This window comes from Streptomyces venezuelae ATCC 10712 (assembly GCF_008639165.1).
Lineage (GTDB): Bacteria > Actinomycetota > Actinomycetes > Streptomycetales > Streptomycetaceae > Streptomyces > Streptomyces venezuelae.
This window is the reverse complement of record NZ_CP029197.1, coordinates 7,721,210-7,745,669: the sequence shown is the minus strand read 5'-3', so window position 1 is coordinate 7,745,669 and position 24,460 is coordinate 7,721,210. Positions and strand designations below refer to the sequence as shown.

The 24,460-nt window shown below is 74.1% G+C and carries 9 protein-coding genes; 2 read left to right on the top strand and 7 right to left on the bottom strand.

The window, feature by feature from the left end:
- Nucleotides 1–6 precede the first annotated feature (6 nt).
- The 3 genes from DEJ43_RS35325 to DEJ43_RS35315 are packed head-to-tail and all read right to left on the bottom strand — an operon-like array spanning nt 7 to nt 3,064.
- The gene (locus DEJ43_RS35325; RefSeq protein WP_015038246.1) at nt 7–873 is read right to left on the bottom strand and encodes an ABC transporter ATP-binding protein; all 867 of its coding nucleotides are present in this window, start codon (nt 871–873) and stop codon (nt 7–9) included.
- Nucleotides 870–1,979: a FecCD family ABC transporter permease gene (locus DEJ43_RS35320; protein ID WP_015038245.1), complete on the bottom strand. Its 1,110-nt coding sequence runs from the start codon at nt 1,977–1,979 to the stop codon at nt 870–872. Before DEJ43_RS35320 ends, DEJ43_RS35325 begins: the two co-directional genes overlap by 4 nt.
- Nucleotides 1,976–3,064 carry a FecCD family ABC transporter permease gene (locus DEJ43_RS35315; protein WP_181399414.1) on the bottom strand — a complete coding sequence of 363 codons (1,089 nt, stop codon included), beginning with the start codon at nt 3,062–3,064 and terminating at the stop codon, nt 1,976–1,978. Before DEJ43_RS35315 ends, DEJ43_RS35320 begins: the two co-directional genes overlap by 4 nt.
- 246 nt (nt 3,065–3,310) lie before the next feature.
- Here DEJ43_RS35315 and DEJ43_RS35310 point away from each other — a divergent pair, with 246 nt between their 5' ends.
- The gene (locus tag DEJ43_RS35310; protein ID WP_015038243.1) at nt 3,311–5,020 is read left to right on the top strand and encodes an ABC transporter ATP-binding protein; all 1,710 of its coding nucleotides are present in this window, start codon (nt 3,311–3,313) and stop codon (nt 5,018–5,020) included.
- A gap of 74 nt (nt 5,021–5,094) precedes the next feature.
- Complete coding sequence (locus DEJ43_RS35305) at nt 5,095–6,948, top strand: ABC transporter ATP-binding protein (RefSeq protein WP_051026234.1); 1,854 nt, start codon at nt 5,095–5,097, stop codon at nt 6,946–6,948.
- Between the two features lie 90 nt (nt 6,949–7,038).
- Here the strand turns inward: DEJ43_RS35305 and DEJ43_RS35300 are convergent, their stop codons facing one another.
- The 4 genes from DEJ43_RS35300 to DEJ43_RS35285 all read right to left on the bottom strand — a co-directional run bounded on the left by DEJ43_RS35300 (nt 7,039) and on the right by DEJ43_RS35285 (nt 24,260).
- Nucleotides 7,039–7,248, bottom strand: a complete 210-nt coding sequence (locus tag DEJ43_RS35300; protein WP_015038241.1) for an MbtH family protein — start codon at nt 7,246–7,248, stop codon at nt 7,039–7,041.
- A complete protein-coding gene (locus DEJ43_RS35295; protein ID WP_015038240.1) occupies nt 7,245–21,581 on the bottom strand; it encodes a non-ribosomal peptide synthetase in 14,337 nt (4,778 codons plus the stop codon). The genes DEJ43_RS35300 and DEJ43_RS35295 overlap by 4 nt, the downstream gene beginning before the upstream one ends.
- A gap of 131 nt (nt 21,582–21,712) precedes the next feature.
- The gene (locus DEJ43_RS35290) at nt 21,713–22,774 is read right to left on the bottom strand and encodes an iron-siderophore ABC transporter substrate-binding protein (RefSeq protein WP_015038239.1); all 1,062 of its coding nucleotides are present in this window, start codon (nt 22,772–22,774) and stop codon (nt 21,713–21,715) included.
- 109 nt (nt 22,775–22,883) lie between these two features.
- Nucleotides 22,884–24,260: a lysine N(6)-hydroxylase/L-ornithine N(5)-oxygenase family protein gene (locus DEJ43_RS35285; RefSeq protein ID WP_015038238.1), complete on the bottom strand. Its 1,377-nt coding sequence runs from the start codon at nt 24,258–24,260 to the stop codon at nt 22,884–22,886.
- Nucleotides 24,261–24,460 lie beyond the last annotated feature (200 nt).

The following is a 24,460-nucleotide window of genomic DNA, read 5'->3' as shown; positions in this document are numbered from 1 at the left end:
GGGCCGTCAGGGGGTCTTGGCCATCACGGTGTCGCGGTCCTCGGTGGCCGCCCGGCCGACCGCGTACCCCTTGGGGGCGGCCGGCACCATCAGGGGCGTGCCGGTCTCGGGGTCGGGGATGATCCGGCAGGGCAGGCCGAAGACGTCCTCGACGAGTTCCGCGGTCATGACGGTCGACGGGGCGCCCTCGGCGGCGATGGTGCCGCCGGGGCGCATGACGATGAGGTGGGTGGCGTACCGGCAGGCCTGGTTGAGGTCGTGGAGGACGGCGACGACCGTGTGGCCCTGCTGGGCGTGGAGGGCGGCGCACAGGTCGAGGACTTCGACCTGGTGGGCGATGTCGAGGTAGGTGGTCGGTTCGTCGAGCAGCAGGATGGAGGTCTGCTGGGCGAGGACCATGGAGAGCCAGACGCGCTGGCGCTGGCCGCCGGACAGGTCGTCGACGGGCCGGTCCGCGAGGTCGAGTACGCCGGTGCGGCGCATGGCGTCGACGACGGCGGCCTCGTCCTCGACGGACCACTGCTTCAGCATGCCCTGGTGGGGGTAGCGGCCGCGGGCGACGAGGTCGCCGACGGTGATGCCGCCGGGGGCGGTGGAGGACTGCGGGAGCAGGCCGAGGCGGCGGGCGACCTCGCGGCTGCGGTACGAGGCGATGGCCGCGCCGTCGAGGTAGACCTGGCCGGCCTTCGGTTTCAGCATGCGGGCGAGCGCGGTGAGCAGGGTGGACTTGCCGCAGGCGTTGGGGCCGATGATGACCGTGAAGGAGTGGTCGGGGATCTCGACGCCGAGGCCGGTCGCGACCGTCCGCTGGTCGTAGGAGAGGGTGAGGTTCTCGGCGCGCAGCCGGGGCCCCTGCGGGTTCGTTGCTGTCATGCGCGGCTCTTTCGCGACTCGGTGACCAGTAGCCAGATGAGGTAGAGGCCGCCGACGCAGCCGGTCGCCGTGCCGACCGGGAGCAGCGCGGGGGCGAAGAGGCGCTGCACGGCGAGGTCGCTGAGGGCGAGCATGACCGCGCCCATGAGGGCGGACGGCAGCAGCGCGGGTCCGGAGCCGGTGAGCTTGCGGGCGACCTGGGGCGCGGCGAGGGCGATGAACCAGATGGGTCCGGTGACGGCGGTGGCGAAGGCGGCCAGGGCGACGCTGATCACGAGGAGGATCACGCGGGTGCGGGCCACGTCGACGCCGAGGGCCGTGGCGGTGGTGTCGCCCATCTCGACCATGGAGAGCCGGCGGGAGAGGAAGAAGGCCAGGGGCAGCAGGACGGCGACGGCGATCCCGATGGCGTGGGCGTGCGTCCAGAGCCGGTTGCCGAGGCTGCCGATCAGCCAGGACTGTGCTTCGAGGGCCTCCTGGAAGGTGGCCCTGGTGATGAGGTACGAGTTGACGGCGAGGAGCAGGGCGCTGACGCCGATGCCGACGACGACGAGGCGGAAGCCCTGAATGCCGCGGCCGAGCATGAGGAGGTGGACGGCGAGGGCGGTGGCGAGGCCGCCGACCAGCGCGCCGATCGCGATCTGGGTCATGCTGCCGTGGATCACGACGATGACGACGAGGGCGCCGACGGCGGAGCCGTTGGTGAAGCCGATGATGTCGGGGCTGCCCAGGGGGTTGCCGGTGATGCTCTGGAGGATGGCGCCGCTCACGGCGAGGGCGGCGCCGACGCAGAGCGCGGTCACGAGGCGGGGCATGCGCAGGGTGTTGACGACGAAGTCGGCGATGCCGCTGCCCTCGCCGGTGAGTGCCCGGAGGACCTCTGCGACGGACAGGTCGAAGTCGCCGGTGGTGAGGGTGACGGCCGCGACGGTGAGCAGCGCGAGGAGCAGGGCCGCGGTGACGGCGAGGGTACGGCTCCGTACGAGCAGGGAGAGGGCGCCGGAGCGGGTGCGGACGGCCCGGCCGGTGACGACCCGGGGCCGGTCGGTGGCGGTTCGGGGGGCCGGGTCGGGCGGGGAGGTCTGCGCCTCCCGTACGGCGCTCACAGCATGACCAGCTTCCGGCGGCGGCACAGGGCGATGAAGAGGGGGGCGCCGATGAAGGCGGTGACGATGCCGACCTGCACCTCGCCGGGGGCGCCGAGGACCCGGCCGAGGACGTCGGAGCCGAGGAGGAGGACGGGGGCGATCAGCATGGAGTAGGCGAACACCCAGCGCTGGTCGGGGCCGACGACGAAGCGGGCGATGTGCGGTACGGCGAGGCCGACGAAGCCGATGGGTCCTGCGGCGGCGGTGGCGGCCCCGCAGAGCAGCATCACGGCGACGGCGCCGAGGGCGCGGGTCCTGGGGACGTTGACGCCGAGCGCGCGGCCCATCTGGTCGCCCATGGCGAGGGCGTTGAGCGAGGGGGCGAGGACGAGGGCGAGGACGAGGCCGACGGCGATGAACGGCAGGGCCATCAGGACGATGTCGCCGTAGCGGCCGGCGAGCGAGCCGACGGTCCAGAAGCGGAACTGGTCGAAGGCCCTGGGATCGAGCAGCAGGACGGCCCAGTTGAAGGCGTACAGGACGGCGGTCACGGCGGCCCCGGCGACGACGAGCCGTTCGGGGGAGGCGATCTTCCGTCCGGAGGAGCCGAGGACGTAGACGCCGGTGGACGCGGCGGCGGCGCCGGCGAGTGCGAACCACACGTACCCGAGCGGGGCCGCGACGCCGAAGAAGGCGATGGCGACGACGACTCCGGCGGAGGCGCCGAGGTTGACGCCGAGCATGCCGGGGTCGGCGAGGGGGTTGCGCGTGAGGGCCTGCATGAGGGCGCCGGCGAGGCCGAGGGCGGCGCCGACGAGGATGCCGAGGAGGGTGCGGGGGATGCGGTAGTCGTGGATGATGACCGAGGTCTCGGAGCCGTCGGGGTTCCACAGGGCGTGCCAGGTGGCGGTGAAGGGGATGCCCCGGGTGCCCACCCAGACGCTGAGGAGTCCGATCAGGACGAGTGCGGCGAGGGCGAGGACCAGGCCTAAGCCCCGGTACGCGGCGCCCGCGCGGCCGGTGCGCGGCGCCGCGGCGGACGCTGCGGGCTTCTCCGCGGCCGCGGTCTGCGGTCCCGACACCGCCCGGGATTCGACGGACAACGACAACTCCCCCTGGCGGCGGTTCAGGTGTACGGCGAAACCCCACGGTCGTACGGGCGGGAGCCCGCGGCATACGGAACCGACGGGGCACGACTTAGGTGAGGCTAACCGAACCGCATCCAGCGGTCAACGCGCTGAACAGGACCCGCGCGGGGACCGTCCGGAACTCCGCCCGGACCACCCCGACACGCCGTCCGGTCAGAGTAGGCTTACCTAACCTGCCATCTACCTCCGTGAAGGAGTCTCATGCCAACGGGCGGACCGACGGGGGGAGTTGTCCTCCGCCAGGCGATCAGAGGACAACGCCGCCGAGTGATCGCGGCATCCCTGCTCGGTATGACCCACCAGGGCTGCGAGGCCCTGGTGCCGGTGGTCATCGGCGCCACCATCGACACGGCGGTCGCGACCGGCTCCTCCGCGGCGCTGCTGCGCCTCCTGATCGTCCTCGCCGTACTCTTCCTGGTCCTTTCGACCTGCTATCGCACCAGCGCCCGGATCACCGAGGGCAGCGGCGAACTCGCCGCGCACCGCCTCCGGCTCGACCTCGCCGCGCGGGTCCTCGACCCCCGGGGCGGGGCGGACGCCGACCGGCTCCCGGGCGCGCTCACCAGCATCGCCACCAACGACGCCCGGCGCGTCGGCTCGGTGGCCACCGTCATCGCCTACGGGGTGTCCGCCGTCGCCGCCCTGGTGATCAGCGCGATCGCACTGCTCCGGATCTCGGTCCCGCTCGGACTGCTCGTCCTGCTCGGCATCCCGCCGCTGCTCTGGCTCGGACACCGCATCAGCCGCCCCCTCGAACGGCGCAGCGAGACCGAGCAGGAGCGGGCCGCCCACGCCTCCGGCGTCGCCGCCGACCTCGTCTCGGGACTGCGCGTCCTCAAGGGCATGGGCGCCGAGTCCGCGGCCGTGGCCCGCTACCGCACCACCAGCCAGGACTCGCTGTCCGCCGCCCTGCGCGCCGCCCGCAGCCGGGCCGGCCACGAGGGCGCGGTGCTCGCGCTGACCGGCGTCTTCATCGCCGTCATCGCCGTGGTGGGGGCGTACCTCGCGATGGACGGCAGCATCAGCGTCGGCGACCTGGTGGCCGCCGTCGGCCTGGCGCAGTTCCTCCTCGGCCCGTTCCAGCTGCTCACCTACGTGAACGCCGAACTCGCCCAGGGCCGGGCCTCGGCCAGGCGGATCGCCGAGGTGCTCGCCTCCCCCGTCACCGTCGGGACCGGGAAGGACGCGCCCGCAGACCGGCCGGCGGGCCGGCTCGCCCTGCGCGGGGTGTCGCTCGGCGCACTCCGCGGCGTCGACCTCGACCTCCCGGCCGGCAGCCTCACCGGGGTCGTCACCCGGGACCCGGCCGCCGCCGCCGACCTGCTCGTCTGCCTCGCCCGCGAGGCGGACCCGGCCGAGGGGACGATCGAACTCGACGGCACCCCCTTGACCTCGCTCGACCCCGACGCGCTGCGCCGTGCGGTGCTCGTCGCCCACCACGACGCCGACCTGTTCGAGAGCACGCTGCTCGACAACGTACGGGCCGGGGCCGGGGACACGGCCCCGGACGACCCGGCACCCGTCGAGCGGGCCCTGCGGGCCTCGGCGGCCGACGAGGTCGCCCGGCTCCTCCCCGAGGGCGGCGACACCCTCCTCGCCGAACGCGGCCGCTCCCTCTCCGGCGGCCAGCGCCAGCGCGTCGCCCTCGCCCGCGCGCTCGCCGCCGAACGGCCGGTCCTCGTGCTGCACGACCCGACCACGGCGGTGGACACCGTCACCGAATCGCGGATCGCCGCGCGGCTGCGCGAGATCCGACGGGACCGCACCACGATCCTCGTCACCACCAGCCCCGCGCTGCTCGCGGTGACCGACCGGGTGGTGGTCCTGGAGGACGGCGCCGTACGGGCCGCCGGCCACCACACCGAACTCCTCGCGGCCGACGCGACCTACCGGGCGGCGGTGCTGGCATGACGCTCACCGAGGACACCAGGCCGGACGGCCGGACCGACACGGCCGAAGGACACGGAAGAGGGACGGACCCGACCATGAGCGCGACCAGCCCCGAGCGGGCCCCCGACCGGCAGCTGCTGCCCACGGCCACCGGCGCCGAGTCGCTCGCCGCGCTCCGCGGCATGCTGCACGGCCACCGGCTGCTCACCGTGGCCGCGTTCGCCGTCCTGGCCGGCGGGACCGCCATCGGACTGCTGACCGCTCCCCTGCTCGGGCACATCGTCGACCTGGTGGTGGAGCACCGCGGCGCGTCCGCGCTCACCCTCCCGCTGACCCTGCTGGTCGTCGTCGCGGTGGCCCGCGGCGGCGCCGCCGCCGTCGGCAGCACCCTGGTGGCACGGCTCGGCGAGACCGTACTGGCCACCCTGCGCGAGCAGTTCATCGAGCGGGCCCTGCGGCTGCCGCTCGACCGCGTCGAGGCGGCCGGTTCCGGCGACCTGGTCTCCCGGGTCACCAGCGACGTGACGGTGATCGGCAAGTCGGTGCGCCAGGCGCTGCCCGAGTTCAGCCGCTCCGCCCTCACGATCGCGCTCACCTTCGCCGGACTCGCCGTGCTGGACTGGCGCTTCCTCCTCGCGGCGCTGCTCGCCGCGCCGGTCCAGGTGCTCTCGGTGCGCTGGTACCTGCGCCGCGCCGCGCCCGTCTACCGCGAACACCGGGTCGCCACCGGGGCGTTGCAGCACCAGCTGCTCGACAGCGTCGGCGGGGTCCGGACCGTCCGTGCCTTCCGGCTGAACGGCACCCACGCCGGCCTCCTGGAGAAGCGCTCCGAGGCGGCCCGCGACCTGGGCCTGCGGGGCATCCACATCGTCACCGGCTTCTTCTCCCGGCTCAACCTCGCCGAGTTCATCGGGCTCGCCGCGATGCTCGGCACCGGGTTCGTCCTGGTCGACCGGGGTGCGGTCAGCATCGGTACGGCCACGGCGGCCGCGCTGTACTTCCACAGCCTCTTCAACCCGATCAACGCCACGCTGTACCTGCTTGACGACGCCCAGTCGGCGGGGGCGAGCTTCGCGCGCCTGGTCGGCGTGTCGAACCTCCCCGCCGAGGGGGCGGACGGCGGGCACCGGGCCCTCGCGGACGGCTCCGTCGAGGTGACCGCGCTCAGCCACGCGTACGGCTCAGGGGCCCCGGTCCTGCACGAGGTCGACCTCCGGGTGCGCGGCGGGGAACGCGTGGCGCTCGTGGGCGCAAGCGGGGCCGGCAAGACCACCCTGGCCAAGCTGATCGCCGGCGTCCACAGCCCCACCGGTGGCTCCGTCGCGCTCGGCGGGGTCGACGCCCGTGAGCTGGGACCGGCCGGGGTCCGCCGCGCGGTGGCGCTCATCAGCCAGGAGGTGCATGTCTTCGCCGGGACCCTCGCGGACGACCTGCGGCTCGCCCGGCCGGAGGCCGGCGACGAGGAGCTGCACGCGGCGCTCGACCGGGTCGGGGCCCTGGACTGGGCGAAGGCGCTGCCCGACGGCCTCGCCACGGTGGTCGGCGAGGGTGGGCACCGGCTGACGGTCACCCAGGCGCAGCACCTCGCCCTGGCACGGCTCGTGCTGGCGGACCCGCCGATCGCGATCCTCGACGAGGCGACCGCCGACGCGGGCAGCGCCGGCGCCCGGGTCCTGGAGGACGCGGCAGCGCGGGCCCTCGAAGGGCGCACGGGGCTGCTCGTGGCGCACCGGCTGCCGCAGGCCGCGGCCGCCGACCGGGTGGTCGTGCTCGATCAGGGCCGGGTGGTGGAGACCGGCACCCACGAGGAGCTGGTGGCGGCCGGCGGCCGGTACGCCGACCTGTGGGCCGCCTGGTCCGACAGCCGCCGCGAGCCCGGCGAGAAGGTGCCGCGGCCGGCGACGGACGCGGACGCCGACGCGGGCCTCCCGGTCGCGCCGACCGTCTGAGGCCTCCCCCGGACCTCGCCGTCCGACGAACGGCCGCCGCCCGCAAGGGGAGTTCCCCTCGCGGGCGGCGGCCGTCGTGCGGGCGGGCGGTCAGTCCTGGAGGGCGGCCAGGCTCGCCGGGCGGAGGTCGGTCCAGTGGGACTCGACGTAGGCCAGGCACCCTTCCCGGGTGTCCTCGCCGAAGACGGTCCGCCACCCGGCGGGGACCTCGGCGAAGGAGGGCCACAGCGAGTGCTGGTTCTCGTCGTTGACCAGAACCAGGAAGCGGCCCTGCGGGTCCTCGAACGGGTTGGTGCTCATGCGTTCTCACTCCTCTTGTGTGTCACGCCGAACAGCTCGGACAGGTGCTGTTCGGAGTCGTCCGTCACGGTGCGCAGCAGGGTCTGGAGCTCCTCGGCGAGCCGGCGGGCCTTCGCCGCGCCGAGCCGCTCCGTCGCGTGGATCAGTCCGCAGTGCACCGGTCCCTCGCCCCGGGGTTCGTGGAAGCTGAGGGTCAGTTCGGCCCGGGTGGATCCGGTCGGCACGGCGACGAGGTCGCCGACGCCGCCCTCCAGGTGCTCCAGGTCGGCCTGTTCGTGGTGGATCACCATCACCTGGGGGCCCTCGGGCCGCAGGCCGGCCGCCTCGACCACCTCGTCGAAGGGCACGTCCTGCCGGTCGAGGGCGCTCAGCGTGGTCTCCCGCACCCGGGTCAGGAGCTCCGCGAAGGTGGGGTCGCCCGCCGTGTCGGTGCGCAGCAGGACGGTGTTGAAGAAGCAGCCGACGAGATCGGCGAGCTGGTCGTCGGTGCGTCCGGCGACCATGGTGCCGATCGGCAGGTCGGTGCCCGCGCCGTGGGCGGTGAGCAGCGCGGCGAGGGCCGCGTGCAGCACCATGAACATGCTGGTGCCGGTGGCGCGGGCGAGCCGGTCGACGTCGGCGTGCAGGCGCTCGTCGAGGACGAACTCGACGAGGCCGGCGGCCTGTCGGCCGCGCTGGGCGGGCTGGACGGTGAGCGCCTCGGCGGGCAGGTTCAGTTCGCGCGGCGCGTCGGCCAGCGTCTGTCGCCAGTAGGCGAGTTGCCTGGCGCCGCGGCTCTCCGGGTCGGCGGGGTCGCCGAGGATCTCGCGTGCCCAGCGGGCGTAGTCGGCGTAACGCACCGGGAGCGGCTGCCAGTCGGGGGCCCGGCCCGCGGTGCGCTCGCGGTAGGCGGTGGTGAGGTCGCGGAAGAGCGGGACCACGGACCACTCGTCGACGGCGAGGTAGTGCGGGGTGAGGAGCAGGGCCTGGGCGCCGTCGGCGCCGGTGAGGAGCGTGGCCCGCAGCGGGGCCTCCTGCTCCAGGTCCGGTGCGCCGGCGGCGAGTTCGGCGAGCCGGGCGTCCAGGTCGGCGCAGTCCTCCACCACCAGCCGGGGGGCCTCGACGGGCCGGTGGGCCAGGGTGCCGTCGCGTTCGGTGAAGGCGGTGCGGAGCGGTTCGTGACGGGTGGTCACATCGCCCAGTGCCGCGGCGAGCGCGTCGGCGTCGAGGCCGCCCGGCGAGCGCAGGACGAGGGCGTGGTCGAAGCCGGGGCCGCGCCGGTACGCCTGCCACTGCCACTGCTGCACGGGCGCCGCCAGGGGCTCCGGGCCCTCAGCGCCGGGTTCGGCCGGGCGCAGGGCGGGCCGTGCGGCGCTCGCGCCGTCGAGCTTGCCCGCGATGCCGGCGACGGTCAGCGCGTCGAAGACGTCACGGATGCTGAGTTCGACGCCGAACTCGGCGCGGATGCGGCCGAGCAGCCGCATGGAGGCCATGGAGTGGCCGCCGAGGGCGAAGAAGCTGTCGTGGACGCCGACGGCGTCCAGCTTGAGGATCTCGCAGAACAGCTCCGCGATCCGCGCCTGTGTCTCGGTGGCGGGTGCGGCGTCGCCGGTCATCGCCGACCACTCGGGCGCGGGCAGCGCCTTGTGGTCCAGCTTGCCGTTCGGGGTGAGCGGCAGCGGGCCGTCGAGCGGGACGACGAGGGCGGGGACCATGTACTCGGGCAGTCGCGCGGCGACGTGGGCGCGGAGTTCCTGCGGGTCGAGTCCGGGGTCCGCGCCGGGTTCGGGGACGGCGTAGCCGACGAGGCGGACGATGTCGCCGTCGCGGTCGGGCAGCACGGCGGCCTGGGCGACCGTGGGGTGCCCGGCGAGGGCGGCCTCGATCTCGCCGAGTTCGATGCGGAAGCCGCGGATCTTGACCTGGGTGTCGACCCGGCCGAGGAAGTCGAGGTTTCCGTCGGCGCGCCAGCGGGCCCGGTCGCCGGTGCGGTACATGCGGCTGCCGGGGGCTCCGTACGGGTCGGCGACGAAGCGTTCCGAGGTGAGCCCGGCCTGTCCGAGGTAGCCCCGGGCGAGGCCGCGCCCGGCCACGTACAGTTCGCCGGCCACGCCGGGCGGCACGGGCCGCAGGTGGGCGTCGAGGACGTAGCAGCGGGTGTTGGGGTCCGGGCGGCCGATGGGGACCCGGCCGGTGGCGCGGCCGCCGTGCTCGCGGGCGGGCCAGAGGGTCGAGTTGACGGTCGCCTCGGTGAGTCCGTACGCGCAGATCAGGTGCGCGGTGGCGCCGAAGCGTTCGAAGAGGTCCGGCGGCACGGTCTCGGTGCCGACCAGGACGGTCGAGCCCTCGGGGAGGCGGCAGCCGGGCGGCAGCGCGGACACCAGCGACGGCGGGAGGATCATGTGGGTGATCCGCTGGTCCGCCAGGAAGTCGGTGAGGGCCGGTCCGGCGACGCGGGCCTCGTCGGTGACGAGGACGAGCCGTCCGCCGTGGCAGAGCGCCATGGCCAGTTCGAAGGCGAAGACGTCGAAGCCGATGGAGGCGAACTGGAGGACCCGGCTGTCGTGTTCCAGGCCCATCCGGTCGACGGCGGTGGCGACCAGGCTGGCGATGCCCTCGTGCGGCACGACGACGCCCTTGGGGCGGCCGGTCGAGCCGGAGGTGTAGATCACGTACGCGGCCTGGTCGAGGCCGACGGGACCGCCGGGCGGCGCGGTGTCGGGCAGGGCGGCCAGGGCGGCGGCGGTGTCGGGGGCGTCGAGCAGGAGCACCGGGACGCCCGCGGTCTCGGGGATCTTCCCGGCGACGGGTTCGGTGCCGACCACGACGGCGGCTCCGGAGTTCTCGATCATGTAGGTGAGGCGGTCGCCGGGGTGGACGAGGTCGAGCGGCAGGAACGCGGCGCCCAGCTTCAGGGCGGCGAGGACCGTGGCGATCATGTCCACCGAGCGGGGTACGGCCACGCCGACGACGCTCTCGGCGCCGACGCCCCGGGCGGCGAGCAGCCGGGCGAGGCGGTTGGCGCGGGCGTCGAGCTGGGCGTACGTCACCGAGCGGGAGCGGTCGACGACGGCGACCGCGTCGGGGCGCTCGGCCACCCGGCGGGCGAAGAGGGCCGGCAGGGTCTCCTCGTCGACCTCGCGGGGCTGCCCGTTGAAGCCTTCGAGGACGAGGCGCCGCTCCTCCTCGGTGAGGACGGCGGCCTCGGACAGCGGCCGGTCGGGGGCGGCGACGAGCGCGCCGAGGAGCCGGTTCAGGCGGTCGCCGATGCGCTCGGCGGTCTCCCGGTCGAAGAGTTCGGTGGCGTACTCGATGCGGCAGCCGAGGGAGTCGCCGGAGCCGTCGGCCGAGGTGTGCTCGGTGAAGCTGAAGACGAGGTCGAACTTGGCGGTGCCGATGCGGTGCGGGAGGTACGCGGCCCGGAGGCCGGGGAGCCGCAGCGCCTCGTCGGTACGGGCGTGGTGGCCGACCATGACCTGGAACAGCGGGTTGCGGGAGAGGGAGCGGGTCGGGTTGAGCTTCTCCACGACGGACTCGAAGGGCACGTCCGCGTGGGAGAAGGCGGCGAGGTCGGTCTCCCTGACCCGGCGGAGGAGTTCGGTGAAGCTGGGGTCGCCGCCGAGGTCGGTACGGAGCACCAGGGTGTTGACGAAGAAGCCGACGAGCTCGTCGAGCGCCTCGTCGCCCCGTCCGGCGATGGGCGCGCCGAGCGGGATGTCGGTGCCCGCCCCGAGCCGGTGGAGGAGGGCGGCCACGGCGGCGTGCACGGCCATGAACATGCTGGCGCCGGTGTCGCGGGCGAGGCGGCGCAGGCCCTCGTGGACGGCGGGGTCGAAGGTGAGGTCGAGTTCGGCGCCGGTGAACGCCGGGCGGGCGGGCCGGGGCCGGTCGGTGGGCAGTTCGAGTTCCTCGGGGGCGCCGGCCAGGACGGTGCTCCAGTGGTCCAGCTGGCGGGCGGCGAGGCTCCCGGGGTCGGCCGGGTCGCCCAGCAGCCGCTGCTGCCACAGGGCGTAGTCGGCGTACTGGACGGGCAGCGGCTCCCAGTCGGGTGCGGTGCCGTCGAGGCGGGCGGTGTACGCGGTGGTGAGGTCCCGCAGGAAGGGGCGGTCGGACCACTCGTCGGTGGTGATGTGGTGGAGGAGGAGCACGACGACGTGCTCCTGCGGGGCGAGCTCCACGACCGTGGCCCGCAGGGGCAGTTCGGTGGCGAGGTCGAAGGGCCGCAGGACGGCGGCGTCCACGATGCCGGGGATCTCGTCCTCGGTGGCGCGCAGGTGCTCGACGACGGGGGCGGCCGAGCCGGCGGGCAGGACGCGCTGGTGGGCCTGGCCGTCGCGCTCGGCGAACAGGGTCCGCAGGGCCTCGTGACGGTCGGTCACATCGGCGAGGGCGGCGCTCCACGCCTCCCGGTCGAAGGTGCCGCTGAGCCGCATGACGAGCGGGAAGTTGTACGCGGCGGAGGTGCATTCGATCTGCTGGATGACCCAGAGCCGCTGCTGGGCGTGTGAGAGGGGCAGTTCGTCGGGGCGCTCGGCGGCGACGAGCGCGGGGCGGGCGGCGCCGCGCGTGGCGGTGGCGCGCTCGACGAGTTCGGCGACGGTGGGCGCCTCGAACAGGTCGCGGATCGCGAGTTCGGCGTCGAGCGCGGTGCGCGCCCGGCTGACGAGCCGGGTGGCGAGGAGCGAGTGTCCGCCGAGGTCGAAGAAGTCGCTGTCGATGCCGACGCCGCCCGGGGGCAGTCCGAGGACCTCGGCGAAGAGCCCGCACAGGGTCTCCTCCGCCGGGGTGCGGGGGGCGCGGCTCGCGCCGGTGCCGGTGAGGTCGGGGGCGGGCAGCGCCTTCACGTCCAGCTTGCCGTTGACGGTCAGCGGCAGGGTGTCGACGGGGACCAGGGCGGCCGGGACCATGTAGTCGGGCAGGGCCGCCTTGAGGTGCTCGCGGAGCCGCTGGACGAGTTCGGCGTCGGCGCCCGCCCACTCCTCGCGGACGACGTAGCCGACGAGCCGCTTCGTTCCCGCGGTCTCGTGGACGACGACGGCGGCGTGAGCGACCTCGGGGTGGTCGGATAGGGCCGCGGTGATCTCGCCGAGTTCGACGCGGTAGCCGCGGATCTTGACCTGGTCGTCGGTGCGGCCGAGGAAGTCGAGCAGCCCGTCGGGCCGCTGCCGTACGAGGTCGCCGGTGCGGTACATGCGCTCGCCGGGCTCGCCGAACGGGTCGGCGACGAACCGTTCGGCGGTCAGCGCGGCCCGGTCGTGGTAGCCGCGGGCGAGGCCGGTGCCCGCGATGTACAGCTCGCCGGGGCAGCCCGGGGGGACCGGGCGGAGCATCGCGTCGAGGACGTGGGCGCGGGTGTTGCGGATGGGCCGGCCGACGGTGGGCGTGGCGCTCTCGGTGGTGGAGCCGCCGAGGGTGTTGATCGTGTACTCGGTCGGGCCGTAGAGGTTGTAGCCGTAAGTGCCCTCGGTGCGGCGCAACTGCGTCCAGACGGTGTCGGAGACGGCCTCGCCGCCGAGCAGGACGAGCGCGGGCCGGTGCCTGCCCGCGGCCTCGTCCCGGTCGAGGAGGCCTTCCTCGATGAGGAGCTGGGCGTAGGTGGGCGTCACGTTGACGACGTCGACGCGGTGCTCGTCGCAGTAGGCGACGAGGGCCTCGGCGTCGCGGCGGAGTTCCTCGTCGCAGACGTGGACCTCATGGCCCTCGACCAGCCAGAGCAGTTCCTCCCACGACATGTCGAAGGCGAAGGAGACGGTGTGCGCGATGCGCAGGCGGCGGCCGCCGGCCGAGGCGATGGCCGGATCGAAGATCTCCTTCTGGTGGTTGAGCTGCATGTTGGTCAGTCCCCGGTAGGGGGTGACGACGCCCTTGGGGCGGCCGGTGGAGCCCGAGGTGTAGATGACGTACGCGGGGAACTCCAGGCGGTCCGGCACCCCGTGGGCGAACGCGGGGCGCTCGGCGTCGGTGATCCCGTCGCCGGACAGCGCGGCGAGTTCGGCGAGCACGGCCTCGTCGTCGAGGAGGAGTTCGGGGGCGACGGGGCCGTCCTCGCGGCGCAGCGTGGGGGCGACGGCGGTCGTCGACACCAGGCAGAGCGGTCCGGTGTCCTCGGCCATCAGCCGCAGCCGGTCGGCCGGGTGGTCGAGGTCGAGCGGCAGGTACGCGGCGCCGGTCCGCAGTACGGCGAACAGCGCGGCGACCATCTCGATGGACCGGGGCAGCGCGAGCGCCACGACCTTCTCCGGTCCGGCGCCGCGGGCGAGCAGCAGCCGGGCCAGCCGGTTGACCTGCGCGTCGAGTTCGGCGTACGTGAGGGAGCGCTCGCCGAAGACCAGCGCGACGGCGTCGGGGGTACGGGCCACCTGGGCGGTGAGCATGTCGGCGACGGTCTCGTCGGGCACGGGTTCGCGGCCCGACGCGGCGGCGGTGGCCAGCGCGGCGCGCTCCGCCGGGAGGAGCAGGTCCACGCCGACGGTCCTGGCGGTGTCGGCGGCCGGCCCCGCGAGGATCTCGCCGAGCCGGTCGAGGACGGTGGTGAACCGGGCGAGGATCGTGCCGGCGGCGTCGGCGTCGAACAGGTCGGGCCGGGCGGCCAGGGTGACCTTCAGCCGGGCTCCGGGGGTGACGATGAGGGTGAGCGGGAAGTGGGTGCCGTCCACGTTGGACACGGCGGTGATGCCGTGGCGTTCGCGGAGGGCGGCGGCCCGGTCCTCGCCGTCGGCCGAGCGGAGCACGAAGAGGGTGTCGAAGAGGCGGCGGTGGCCGGATTCCTGCTGGAGGGTGCCGAGGCCGACGTGCTCGTACGGCATGACGGCGGTGCGCTCGGACTGCATCCGGCGCAGCAGGGCGAGCAGCGGCTCGTCGGCGCCGAAGGCGACCCGGGCGGGGATCGTGTTGAGGAACATGCCGATGATGCCGGCGACGTTCGGGACGTCCGCCGGGCGTCCGGCGACGGCCGTGCCGAAGGCGACGTCGGCGCGGCCCGTCAGGGCGGACAGGACCAGGGCCCAGGCCGCGTTGAGGACCGTGTTCAGGGTGAGTCCGTGCCGGCGGGCGGCGGTGCGGAGCCGGTCGCCGGCCTCCTGGGTGAGGAGGGCGTCGAAGTCCACCGGGATGACCGGGCCGGTGTCGCGGCCGGACGGGGCGAGCAGGGTCGGTTCGTCGAAGCCGGCGAGGGCCCCGCGCCAGGCGTCGAGTGCGGCGGTGGTGTCCTGCGCCTCCAGCCAGGCCAGGTGGTCGCGGTACGAGCCGGGCAGCGGCAGCCCCGTCGGGTCGCCGGCCCGCTCGTACAGGGTGAACAGCTCCTCCAGGAACAGCCAGGCGGACCAGCCGTCCCAGAGGATCAGGTGGTGGGTGACGACCAGCTTGTCCCGGCCGTCGCCGAGGCGGACGAGGAGGAGCCGGCAGAGCGGCGCGGCGGTCAGGTCGAAGCGCTGCCTGCGGTCGGCGGCGAGGAGCTCCTCCGTGCGGGTGCGCTGCTCCTCGGCGGAGAGCCCGGAGAGGTCGGCCTCGACGAGCGGGATCTCGGCGCCGTCCACGATGTACTGCACGGGACGGGACAGGCCGTCGCTGGTGAACCCGGCGCGCAGGCCGGTGTTGCGGTCGAGGAGGGTCCGGCAGGCGGCGCGCAGCCGGTCGGCGTCGATCCGGCGGTCGAGGTCCAGGGTCTCCTGGGACTGGTAGACGTCGAGGGCGTCTCCCGCGTCGTAGGTGGCGTGGAAGTACATGCCCTCCTGGAGCGGGGAGAGCGGCCAGACGTCGACGACGGGGAGACCGGCGACGGCGTGGACGCGGGCGGTCTCCTCGGGGGTGAGCTCGGGTCCGCCGAGCGGCGCGGGGTCGGAGGGCGGCGGGGCGTCCTCGGCCGGCGGCGTAGCGGCGGTGAGCTGGTCGAGCAGGGCCTGGAGGGCGGGGTCGACGGCGGCGCCGGACTGCTGCTGGAGCGCGAGGACGGCCTGGAGGGCGGCGGCTGCCTGCCCGGCGTCGGAGGCGGAGACGGTCACGCCGTCGGAGTGCACGGGTACCTCGGGTGTGTCGGGTGTCGGGGGTGCTTCGGTGGCCGCGGCGGGCGGCGCGGCGGCGGCCAGGGCGGCCGGGGTCCGGTGCTCGAACACGTCGCGGGGGCTGAGCGGGAGGCCTCGCTCCCGGGCGCGGGTGGCGACGGTGATCGAGCTGAGGCTGTCGCCGCCGAGCATGAAGAAGTCGTCGTCGACGCCGGCTCCGTCGACGCCGAGGACGCTGCCGAAGATCTCGCAGAGGGCGCGCTCGCGGTCGTCGCGCGGCGCCCGGCCGGCGGCCCGGGGAGCGGGCCGGGGTGCGGGCAGGGCGTTCTGGTCGAGCTTTCCGCTGGGCGTCAGCGGCAGTTCGGCGAGGACGACGACGGCGCTCGGCACCATCGCGGCGGGCAGCGTCCCGCCGAGCGCGGCGTGCAGGTCCTCACCCGTGGGGGCGGCTCCGGGCGCCGGGACGGCGTAGCCGACGAGGGCCCCGTCGCGGACGGTCACGGCCGCCCGGGCCACGCCGGGGAGCGCGGCGAGGGCGGTCTCGATCTCGCCGAGTTCGACGCGGTTGCCGCGGATCTTGACCTGGCGGTCGGTGCGGCCGAGGTACTCGACGGCCCCGTCGGCGCGGCGGCGCACCAAGTCACCGGTGCGGTACATGCGCTCCCCCGGCGCCCCGGCCGGGTCGGCGACGAACCGTTCGGCGGTGAGCCCGGGCCGGTCGTGGTAGGCGCGGGCCAGCTGGACGCCCGCGAGGTACAGCTCGCCGGGCACGCCGTCCGGGACCGGGCGCAGGAAGGGGTCGAGGACGTGCAGCCGGGTGTTCCACACGGGCCGGCCGATGGGTACGGCCGGCTCGGTGCCGCCCTCGTAGGGGAAGGAGGTGACGTCGACGGCCGCCTCGGTGGGGCCGTACAGGTTGTGCAGCGGCACGGGGGCGCGGCCGGAGCGGGCGGTCAGCTCCCACCAGCGGCGGGCGTCGGCGCCGGTGAGCGCCTCCCCGCTGCAGAACACCCTGCGCAGGCTCGCCGTCCAGTCGGGGGCGTCCGGGGCGGCTTCCATGACCTGGACGAACGCGGCCAGCATCGAGGGGACGAAGTGGACGGTGGTGACGGCCTGTCCGGCGATGAGTCCGGCGAGGTACTCGGGGTCCCGGTGGCCGTCGGGGCGGGCGAGGACGACGGTGGCGCCCTCGGTCAGCGCCCAGAAGAACTCCCACACCGACACGTCGAAGCTTGACGGGGTCTTCTGCAGGACCCGGTCGTCGGCGGTCAGCCCGTACGCGCCCTGCATCCACGCGAGCCGGTTGACGACGGCCCGGTGGGTGACGGCGACGCCCTTGGGGCGGCCGGTGGAGCCGGAGGTGTAGATGAGGTAGGCGGGGTGGTCGGGTCCGGCGGCCCGGACGGGGACGTCGGGAGCGGTGCTCTCCTCGTCGGCCGCGCCGGTGCTCTCCTCGTCGGCCGCGCCGATCACGACCTGGGCGAGGTCCGGTACGGCGGGCAGCCGGCCGGCGGCCGCGGTGGTCGTCACGACGAGCCGCGCGCCCGAGTCGGCCAGCATGAACGCCACCCGGTCGGCGGGGTAGTCGAGGTCGACGGGCAGGTAGGCGGCGCCCGCCTTGTGGACGGCGAGCAGCGCGACCATCAGCTCGGCCGAGCGGGGGACGGCGACGGCCACGTACTCCTCGGGGCCCGCGCCCCGCACGCGCAGCCGTCGCGCCAACTCCGCGGCCCGGCGGTCGAGTTCGGCGTAGCTGAGGGTGGTGTCCGCGAAGACGACGGCGGGGGCGTGCGGCGTCCGGGCCGCCTGGGCCGCGAAGAGCGAGGCCAGCGTCGCGTCCTCGGGGACGGGGTGGGCGGTGGCGTTGAGCTCGGCGAGGTGCTCGCGCTCGCGAGCGGACAGCAGGTCCGTCCGGGCCACGAGCCGGCCGGGCTCGGCGGCCACGGTGCGCAGCAGGGCGGTGAACCGGTTGGCGAGGACGGCAACGGTCACCTGGTCGAGCCGGGCGGCGTCGTGCTTGAACCGGAGCAGCAGTCCGGCGTCGGCGGGCTCGACGACGAGCGCGAGCGGGTAGTGGACGGCGTCGTACACCTCGGCGCCGGTGAACAGCGGGCCCTCGGAGCCCGTGTCCCCGCCGCTCGGGTAGTTCTCGAAGACCACGAGCGTGTCGAAGAGTTCGCCGCCGCCGGCGGTCCGCTGGATGTCGGCGAGGCCGAGGTGCTGGTGGTCGAGGAGCGCGGCGTGCTCGTCCTGGACGCGGCGGAGCAGCTCGGTGAGCGTCTCCTCGGGACGGAGGGTCACCCGGGCGGGGACGGTGTTGATGAACAGGCCGACGGCCGTGTCGAGCCCCGCGACCTCCGTGGTCCGCCCGGACACGGTCGTGCCGAAGAGGACGTCCCGGCTTCCGGTGAGGCCACCGAGGAGCAGCCCCCAGACGCCGTGGAAGACGCTGCTGAGGGTGAGGCCGTGGGTCCTGGCGTACCCGGTCAGGGCCTCGGTGAGCTCCTGGGGCAGGCGGGTGTCGACGTGCTCGGGGCGGGCGGGTGCCCCGGCCGCGCCCCCGTGGTCGGTGAGGGCGGGGAGGCGGGTGGGTCCTTCGACGCCGGCGAGCGCCTGCCGCCACGCCTCGCGCGCGGCGTCGCGGTCGCGGTGCGCGAGCCAGGAGAGGTACGGCTCCGGGGCCGCCGGCTGCGGGAGTCCGGCGCCCCGGTAGGCGGCGGTCAGCTCGCGGAGCAGCACGGCGACCGACCAGCCGTCGGCGACGATGTGGTGCAGGGTGAGCAGCAGCCGGTGGCGCCGGCCGTCCCGGACGAGGGTGGCGCGCAGCAGCGGCGGCCGGCCGAGGTCGAACGGTTCGGCGCGGTCGGCGCGGAGGATGTCGTGCAGGGCGGCCTCGGCGGTGTCGGCCTCCAGCCACGGGAGGGTGACGTGGTCGGCGAGCCGCTGGACGACCTCGCCGCCGGGCAGCTGGCGGAAGGAGGCGCGCATCAGCGGGTGCCGGTCCAGGAGGAGCTGGAGCGCGCGCCGGAGGCGGTCGGGGTCGACGGGCGCTTCGAGGTCGAGGAGTTCCTGGACGAGGTAGAGGTCGGCGGCCTCGGTGTCGAACCGGGCGTGGAAGAAGAAGCCTTCCTGGAGCGGGGAGACGGGCAGGGCGTCCGGATCGAGCGCGACGGCCGGGCGTGCCGGGGCGGCGGCGGGCTCTCCCGCGGCCCTGGCGAGGGCCGCCACGGTCCGGTTGCGGAAGACGTCGCGCGGGGTGATCCCGATCCCGGCCTCGCGGGCCCGGTTCACCAGCTGGATGGCGACGATGCTGTCGCCGCCCAGCTCGAAGAAGCTGTCGTGGACGCCGACCGCAGGCAGCCCGAGGACCTCGGCGAACAGCGCGGCGAGGGCGGTCTCCGTCGGGGTGCCGGGGGTGTCGGTGCCGGTGAGGGAGGTCCAGCGGGGCTCGGGCAGGGCCTTGGCGTCGAGCTTGCCGTTGGGGGTCAGCGGCAGCGGGCCGTCGAGGACGACGACCGCCGAGGGCACCATGTGGTCGGGGAGCGTGTCCGTCACCCGCGCGCGGGCGGCGGTCACCGCCGCGTCACCGCCGGTCTCCCCCTCCGGGACCAGGTAGGCGACGAGGCGCTTCACCCGCCGGTGGTCCTCGCGGGCGAGGACGGCGGCCTGGGCGATGCCCTCGCAGGCCATGAAGGCGCTCTCGATCTCGCCGGGCTCCACGCGGTGGCCCCGGATCTTGATCTGGCCGTCGGCGCGGCCGAGGAACTCGAGGTTGCCGTCGGCGCCCCAGCGGACCCGGTCGCCGGTGCGGTACATCCGGGTGCCGGGAGGTCCGTACGGATCGGCGACGAAGCGCTCCGAGGTCAGCGCCTCGCGGCCCAGGTAGCCGCGGGCGAGGCCGCGCCCGGAGACGTACAGCTCGCCCTCGGTGCCGACGGGGACGGGCCGCAGCGCCGTGTCGAGGACGTAGGCGCGGGTGTTGGGGTCGGGGCGGCCGATGGGGGCGGGGCCCGGCCGGTCGGGGTCGGCGAGCCAGAGGGTGGAGTTGACGGTGGCCTCGGTGAGTCCGTAGGCGACGACCACCCGGAGCCGGCCGTCCCAGCGGGCGATCAGTTCGCTCGGGACCGCCTCGGTGCCGACCACGAGCACGGCTCCGTGCGGGAGTTCGCACTCCTGCGGCAGCGCGGAGACCAGCGAGGGGGGCAGGATCATGTGGGTGGCGCGGTGGTGCGCGATGTACTCGGTGAGCGCGGGTCCTGCGACGCGGCGCTCGGCGGGCACGACGATGATCCGGCCGCCGACGCACAGCGACATGATCAGGTCCCAGACCGTCACGTCGAAGCCGACGGAGGCGAACTGCACGACGCGGCTCTCGGCGGTGATGCCGATCCGGTCGGTGGCGGTGGCGATGAGGCTGCCGACGCCGTCGTGCGAGACGACGACGCCCTTGGGGCGGCCGGTCGATCCCGAGGTGTAGATGACGTAGGCGGCCTGGTCGAGGGCGACCGGCGGGCCCGGGCGGGCGGGCGCGGTGGCGGCCAGGGCGGCCGCGGTGGCGGGGTCGTCCAGCAGCAGCCGGCCGACGCCCGCCGTCTCGGGGAGCTCGCCCGCGAGGGCGTGGACGGTGACGACGGTGCGCGCGCCGGCGTCGGTCAGCATGTAGGCGATGCGGTCCCGCGGATGGTCCGCGTCCAGCGGCAGATAGGCGGCTCCGGCCTTCATCACGGCGAGCAGGGCCACCACGAGTTCGGGCGAGCGGGGCAGTGCCACGCCGACCACGTCCTCGGCGCCGACGCCCCGGGTGCGCAGCAGTTGGGCGAGGCGGTCGGCGGCCTCGTCGAGTTCGGTGTACGTGAGCTCCCGGTCCTCGCAGACGAGTGCGACGGCCTGGGGGCTGCGGCGGACCTGCCGCTCGAACGCGGCCGGCCAGGACAGCTCGGGCACCTCGCGGGGCGCGGTGCCGAACTCGTCGAGGAGACGGGCGCGTTCGGGGGCGGAGGTGAGCTCGATGCGGCCGACGGGGCGGTCGGGGTCCTCGGTGAAGGCGTCGAGGAGGGCGAGGAAGCGGCGCTCGTGGGCGGCGAGGGTGTCCGCGTCGCAGATCGCGGCGTCCGCGTCGAGGTGGACGGTGTGGCCCCGGCCGCCCGGGCCCTCGGCGAAGCTGAACGCGAGGTCGCTGACCGGGCCGAGCCATTCGGGGCGCAGTTCGGCCTCGTGGCCGGCGAAGTTCAGGTCCTCGGAGCGGGGCAGGATGTTGACGGTCGGGCCGACGAGTTCCGGTACGCCGTCGACGAGGCCCAGTTCCCTGGCGAGGTCCTCGGCGCGGTAGCGGCCGTGGGCGAGGGCTCCGGCGACGGTGTCGCGCACCTGGGCGACGAGGGCGGCGCCGGTGGTGCCGGGGCGGACGTCGAGGCGGAGCGGGACGATGTTCGAGACCATGCCGGGGACACCGGCGGAGACCTCGTCGTCCCGGGCGGTGACCGGCAGCCCGAGGACGAGGTCCTGTTCTCCGCTGACGCGGTGCAGATAGGCGGCGACGGCCGCGAGCAGGACCCGGGAGGGGCGCACGCCCGAGGCCCTGGCGGCCGTGTCGAGGCGCTCGACGGTGGCCGGGGCGAGGTCGGTGGTCCGCCGGAGGCGTCGGGTCATGGGGGTCTGGGCGCGGTCGACGAGCCGGACGGGTTCGGTGCGGCCGGCCATCCGCTCCAGCCACCAGGCGCGGTCGGCGGTGTGCCGCTCGGAGGCGCGGTAGGCGTGGTCGGCGGCGACGAGCCGGGAGAGGGACCAGTCACGGGGGGCGGTCGCGGCCGTCTCGGCCGTCCGCGTGCCGGTCCCGTCCGACCCGGCGGTCCCCTCGCCCGCGGTGTACAGCTCGCCCGCCCGGCGGGTGATGAGGGCGACGCCCATGCCGTCGACGAGGATGTGGTGGTAGCGCTGGGACCAGACGACGCGGTCGTCGGCGAGTCGCAGCAGGGCGTGGCCGAAGAGCGGGGCGCGGGCGAGGTCGACGGGCCGCTCGCGGTCGGCCGCGATCCACGCGGCGGCGTCGTCGTCGGGGTCGGCGGCGTCGCGCAGGTCGACGACGGTGATGTCGACGGGGCGGGGGTGCGGGCTCTGGCGTGGTCCGTCGGGGCCGGGAACGACCTGTACGTGCAGGCACTCGGCCTCTTCGACGGCGCCGCGGACGGCGGCGGCGAGCCGGTCGAGGTCGACGGCGCCGCGGACGTGGAGCGCGAAGACGATGTTGTAGGCGGAGCTGTCCGGTTCGATCTGCTGGGCCAGCCAGATGCCGGATTGCCCGCCGGTGACGGGGAGGCCGGAGGTGGGCTTCCGGTCCGACTCGACGTCAAACATCGTACGAAGTGGCCTTTCCCTGGAGGTGCGTGGCGGGCGGTGACGGCACAGGCGACGACGGCGTGGCGAGAGGTTCCGCCACGCCGTCGGTCGGGCCAGCTCCTGGCTGGTGGCGCGTCAGCTGGTGGGCGTCACTTGACTGCCGCGAGCAGCGGCTCGATCTCGTCGATGGCGTACGGGATCGACAGGACGGTGTTGAAGGAGAACGCGGCGCCGATGTCCGGGCCCTGGTAGGGCACGAACAGGTCGCGCTTCTCCTGGTTGACCTTGAGCTTCTTGTAGAGCGGCTCGGCCTTGATGCGGTCGTTGGCCTCGGTGCTGGACGTGACCCAGACGAGTCGGTCGACGTCGAGGACGTTCAGCTTCTCGGCGCTGAGTTCGGCGACGTTGAAGCCCGGCTTGGCCAGCGTGTCGATGTCCGGCTTGAGCTTGAAGCCCAGCTCCTGGAAGAAGATCGACTTGGGGTCGGTCCTGGTGAACGCCGAGTACTTGCCGGCCTCGAAGCTGTCGGCGACGGCGAGCGTCTTCGTCGCCCACTCGGGGTGCTTGGCGCGGGTGGCCTCGAAGCGGGCGTCGATGTCCGAGATCAGCTTGGCGGCCTCGGCGTCCTTGCCCAGCGACTTGCCGATCTGCTGGGTCATCAGCTGCCAGGGAGCGCCGTAGTCCGGGTGGTCCTTGGGCTGGGCGACGACCTTGGTGAACTTGGAGAGCGTGTCGTACTGCTCCTTCTTCATCCCCGAGTACTGGGCGATGACGAGGTCGGGCTTGAGCGCCGCGATCTTCTCGATGTTGTACTCGTCGCGCTCGCCGACGATCTCCGGCTGGGTGCCGCCCCACTTGTCCTTGGTCCAGGGCCACTTGCCGTACGGCTTCTCCTTGAACCAGTCGACGGCGCCGGCCGGCTTGACGCCGAGCGCGAGGACCGCGTCCTGGTCGGAGAGGCCGAGGGTGACGATCGTCTTCGGCTCCTTGTCGATCGTCGTGGAGCCGTACTTGTGCTCGACGGTCACGGGGAAGGCGGCGGGCTTGTCGCCCCCGCCGGCCGGGGCCGAGGAGGTGGGGGCGGACGGCGAGCCGGACTTCTCGGTCCCGCCGCCGCAGGCGGCGAGGGCGAGGGCCGCCACCGCGACGACGGCCACTCGGGGCAGGGATCTGGCGAACCGCGGCAGAGCGGGACGTGCACCAGCGGACACGGACGTTCCTTTCGGGGGATTCACAGTGCGTGCCACGACCGGCGGGGGCGCTGGGCGCCGCCCGGCGGACGGTGGCGGGTGTCGCGTGGGGGGTGGGGCGGGGGTGGCGTCAGCGCGCCGTGCCGACACCGTCGGCCATGGGCCGGATCTCGTCGGCGGCGGAGGCGGGGGCGCCGAGGCCGCTGGTGGCCGGTTCCCGGTCCAGGACCGAGGCGAGGATCTCGCCGACGCGGATCGCGGTGTTGGAGAGCAGCGAGGAGGTGATGCCGTGGGTGTGCTCGGTGCCGCCCTGGAGGTAGATGCCGCAGCGCAGTTCGGGATCGGTGGCGAGGCGGTAGTCCCGTTCGACGCGGACCCGGCCCTGGTCGTCGCGGTGGCAGCGGTCGGCGACCGGGCCGAGCAGGCCGAGGGGTTCGGCGGGGCTGTAGCCGGTGGCGTAGACGACGACGTCGGCGTCGAGCGCGGTCTCCTCGCCGGTGACGAGGGAGGTGACGAAGGCGCGGACCTTGTCGGGGCCGTCCTCGACGCCGGTCAGCCGGGAGATGTTGAGGAAGCGCAGCCGCTCGGTGCCGAGGACCTTCTCCTGGTACGCCTGCCGGTACAGGTCGTCGATGAGGTCGATGTCCACCACGGAGTAGTTGGTGTTGCCGTGATAGTCCATCAGCTTGCGCTTGATGTCGTCGGGCGCCGTGAAGTACTCGTCGACGGCCTCGGGGTCGAAGATCCGGTTGGCGAAGGCGCTGTCGTCGGCGGGGCTGTAGCCGTAGCGGGAGAAGACGGCGCAGATCTCGGCCTCGGGGAAGCGGCGGTGCAGATAGGCGACGTTCTCGGCGGCGCTCTGTCCGGCGCCGACGACGACGAACCGCTGGGGCTTGGTTCCTTCGAGGCCCTCGACCTTGGCGAGGAGGTCGGAGTTGTGCCAGACGCGGTCGCTGCGCTGGACGCCTTCCGGCATCCGGGGGCGAAGTCCCGTACCGAGGACGAGGTTCCGTGCGCGGTGCACCACGAGTTCGGAGCCGGAGCGGGCGGTCACGTCCAGGTATTCGACGATCCCGTCGCGCTCGACCGGTTCGACGGAGACGATCTCGTGGCCGTAGGAGACCATGTCGTCGACCTTGGAGGCGGCCCACTCGAAGTAGTCGTGGAATTCGACGCGCAGCGGGAAGAGGTTCTTGTGGTTGACGAAGTCGATCAGCCGGCCCTTGCTCTGCAGATAGCAGAGGAAGCTGTATTCGCTGGTCGGATTCCGCAGTGTCACCAGGTCCTTGAGGAAGGACACCTGCATGGTGGCGTCGTCGATCAGCATGCCGCGGTGCCAGCCGAAACGGGGCTGGCGCTCGAAGAAGTGGGCGGTGACCGCTTCCTGCCTTCCGACGCGTGCGTTGTGCTCGCTGAGCGCTATCGCCATGGCCACATTGGACGGCCCGAAGCCGATACCGATGAGGTCGTGGACCAGAGGTGCGTCACCGGGCGGGACCTGCGACATGTCACTCCCATCGTGCGGGAAAGAAGGCTGAGGGGGAACGGCGCATCGGGCGCACCGGTGTGACCGGCAGCCGTGCACAACTTAGGTAAAGCTAACCTGATCTGACGATGCTGTCGACGGGTCAAATCGGACATGACGAAGAAGCTCGGCGTCAACGACCGCATAAATCAAGCCAGTTGCACTGTTAGGTAAGCCTTGCT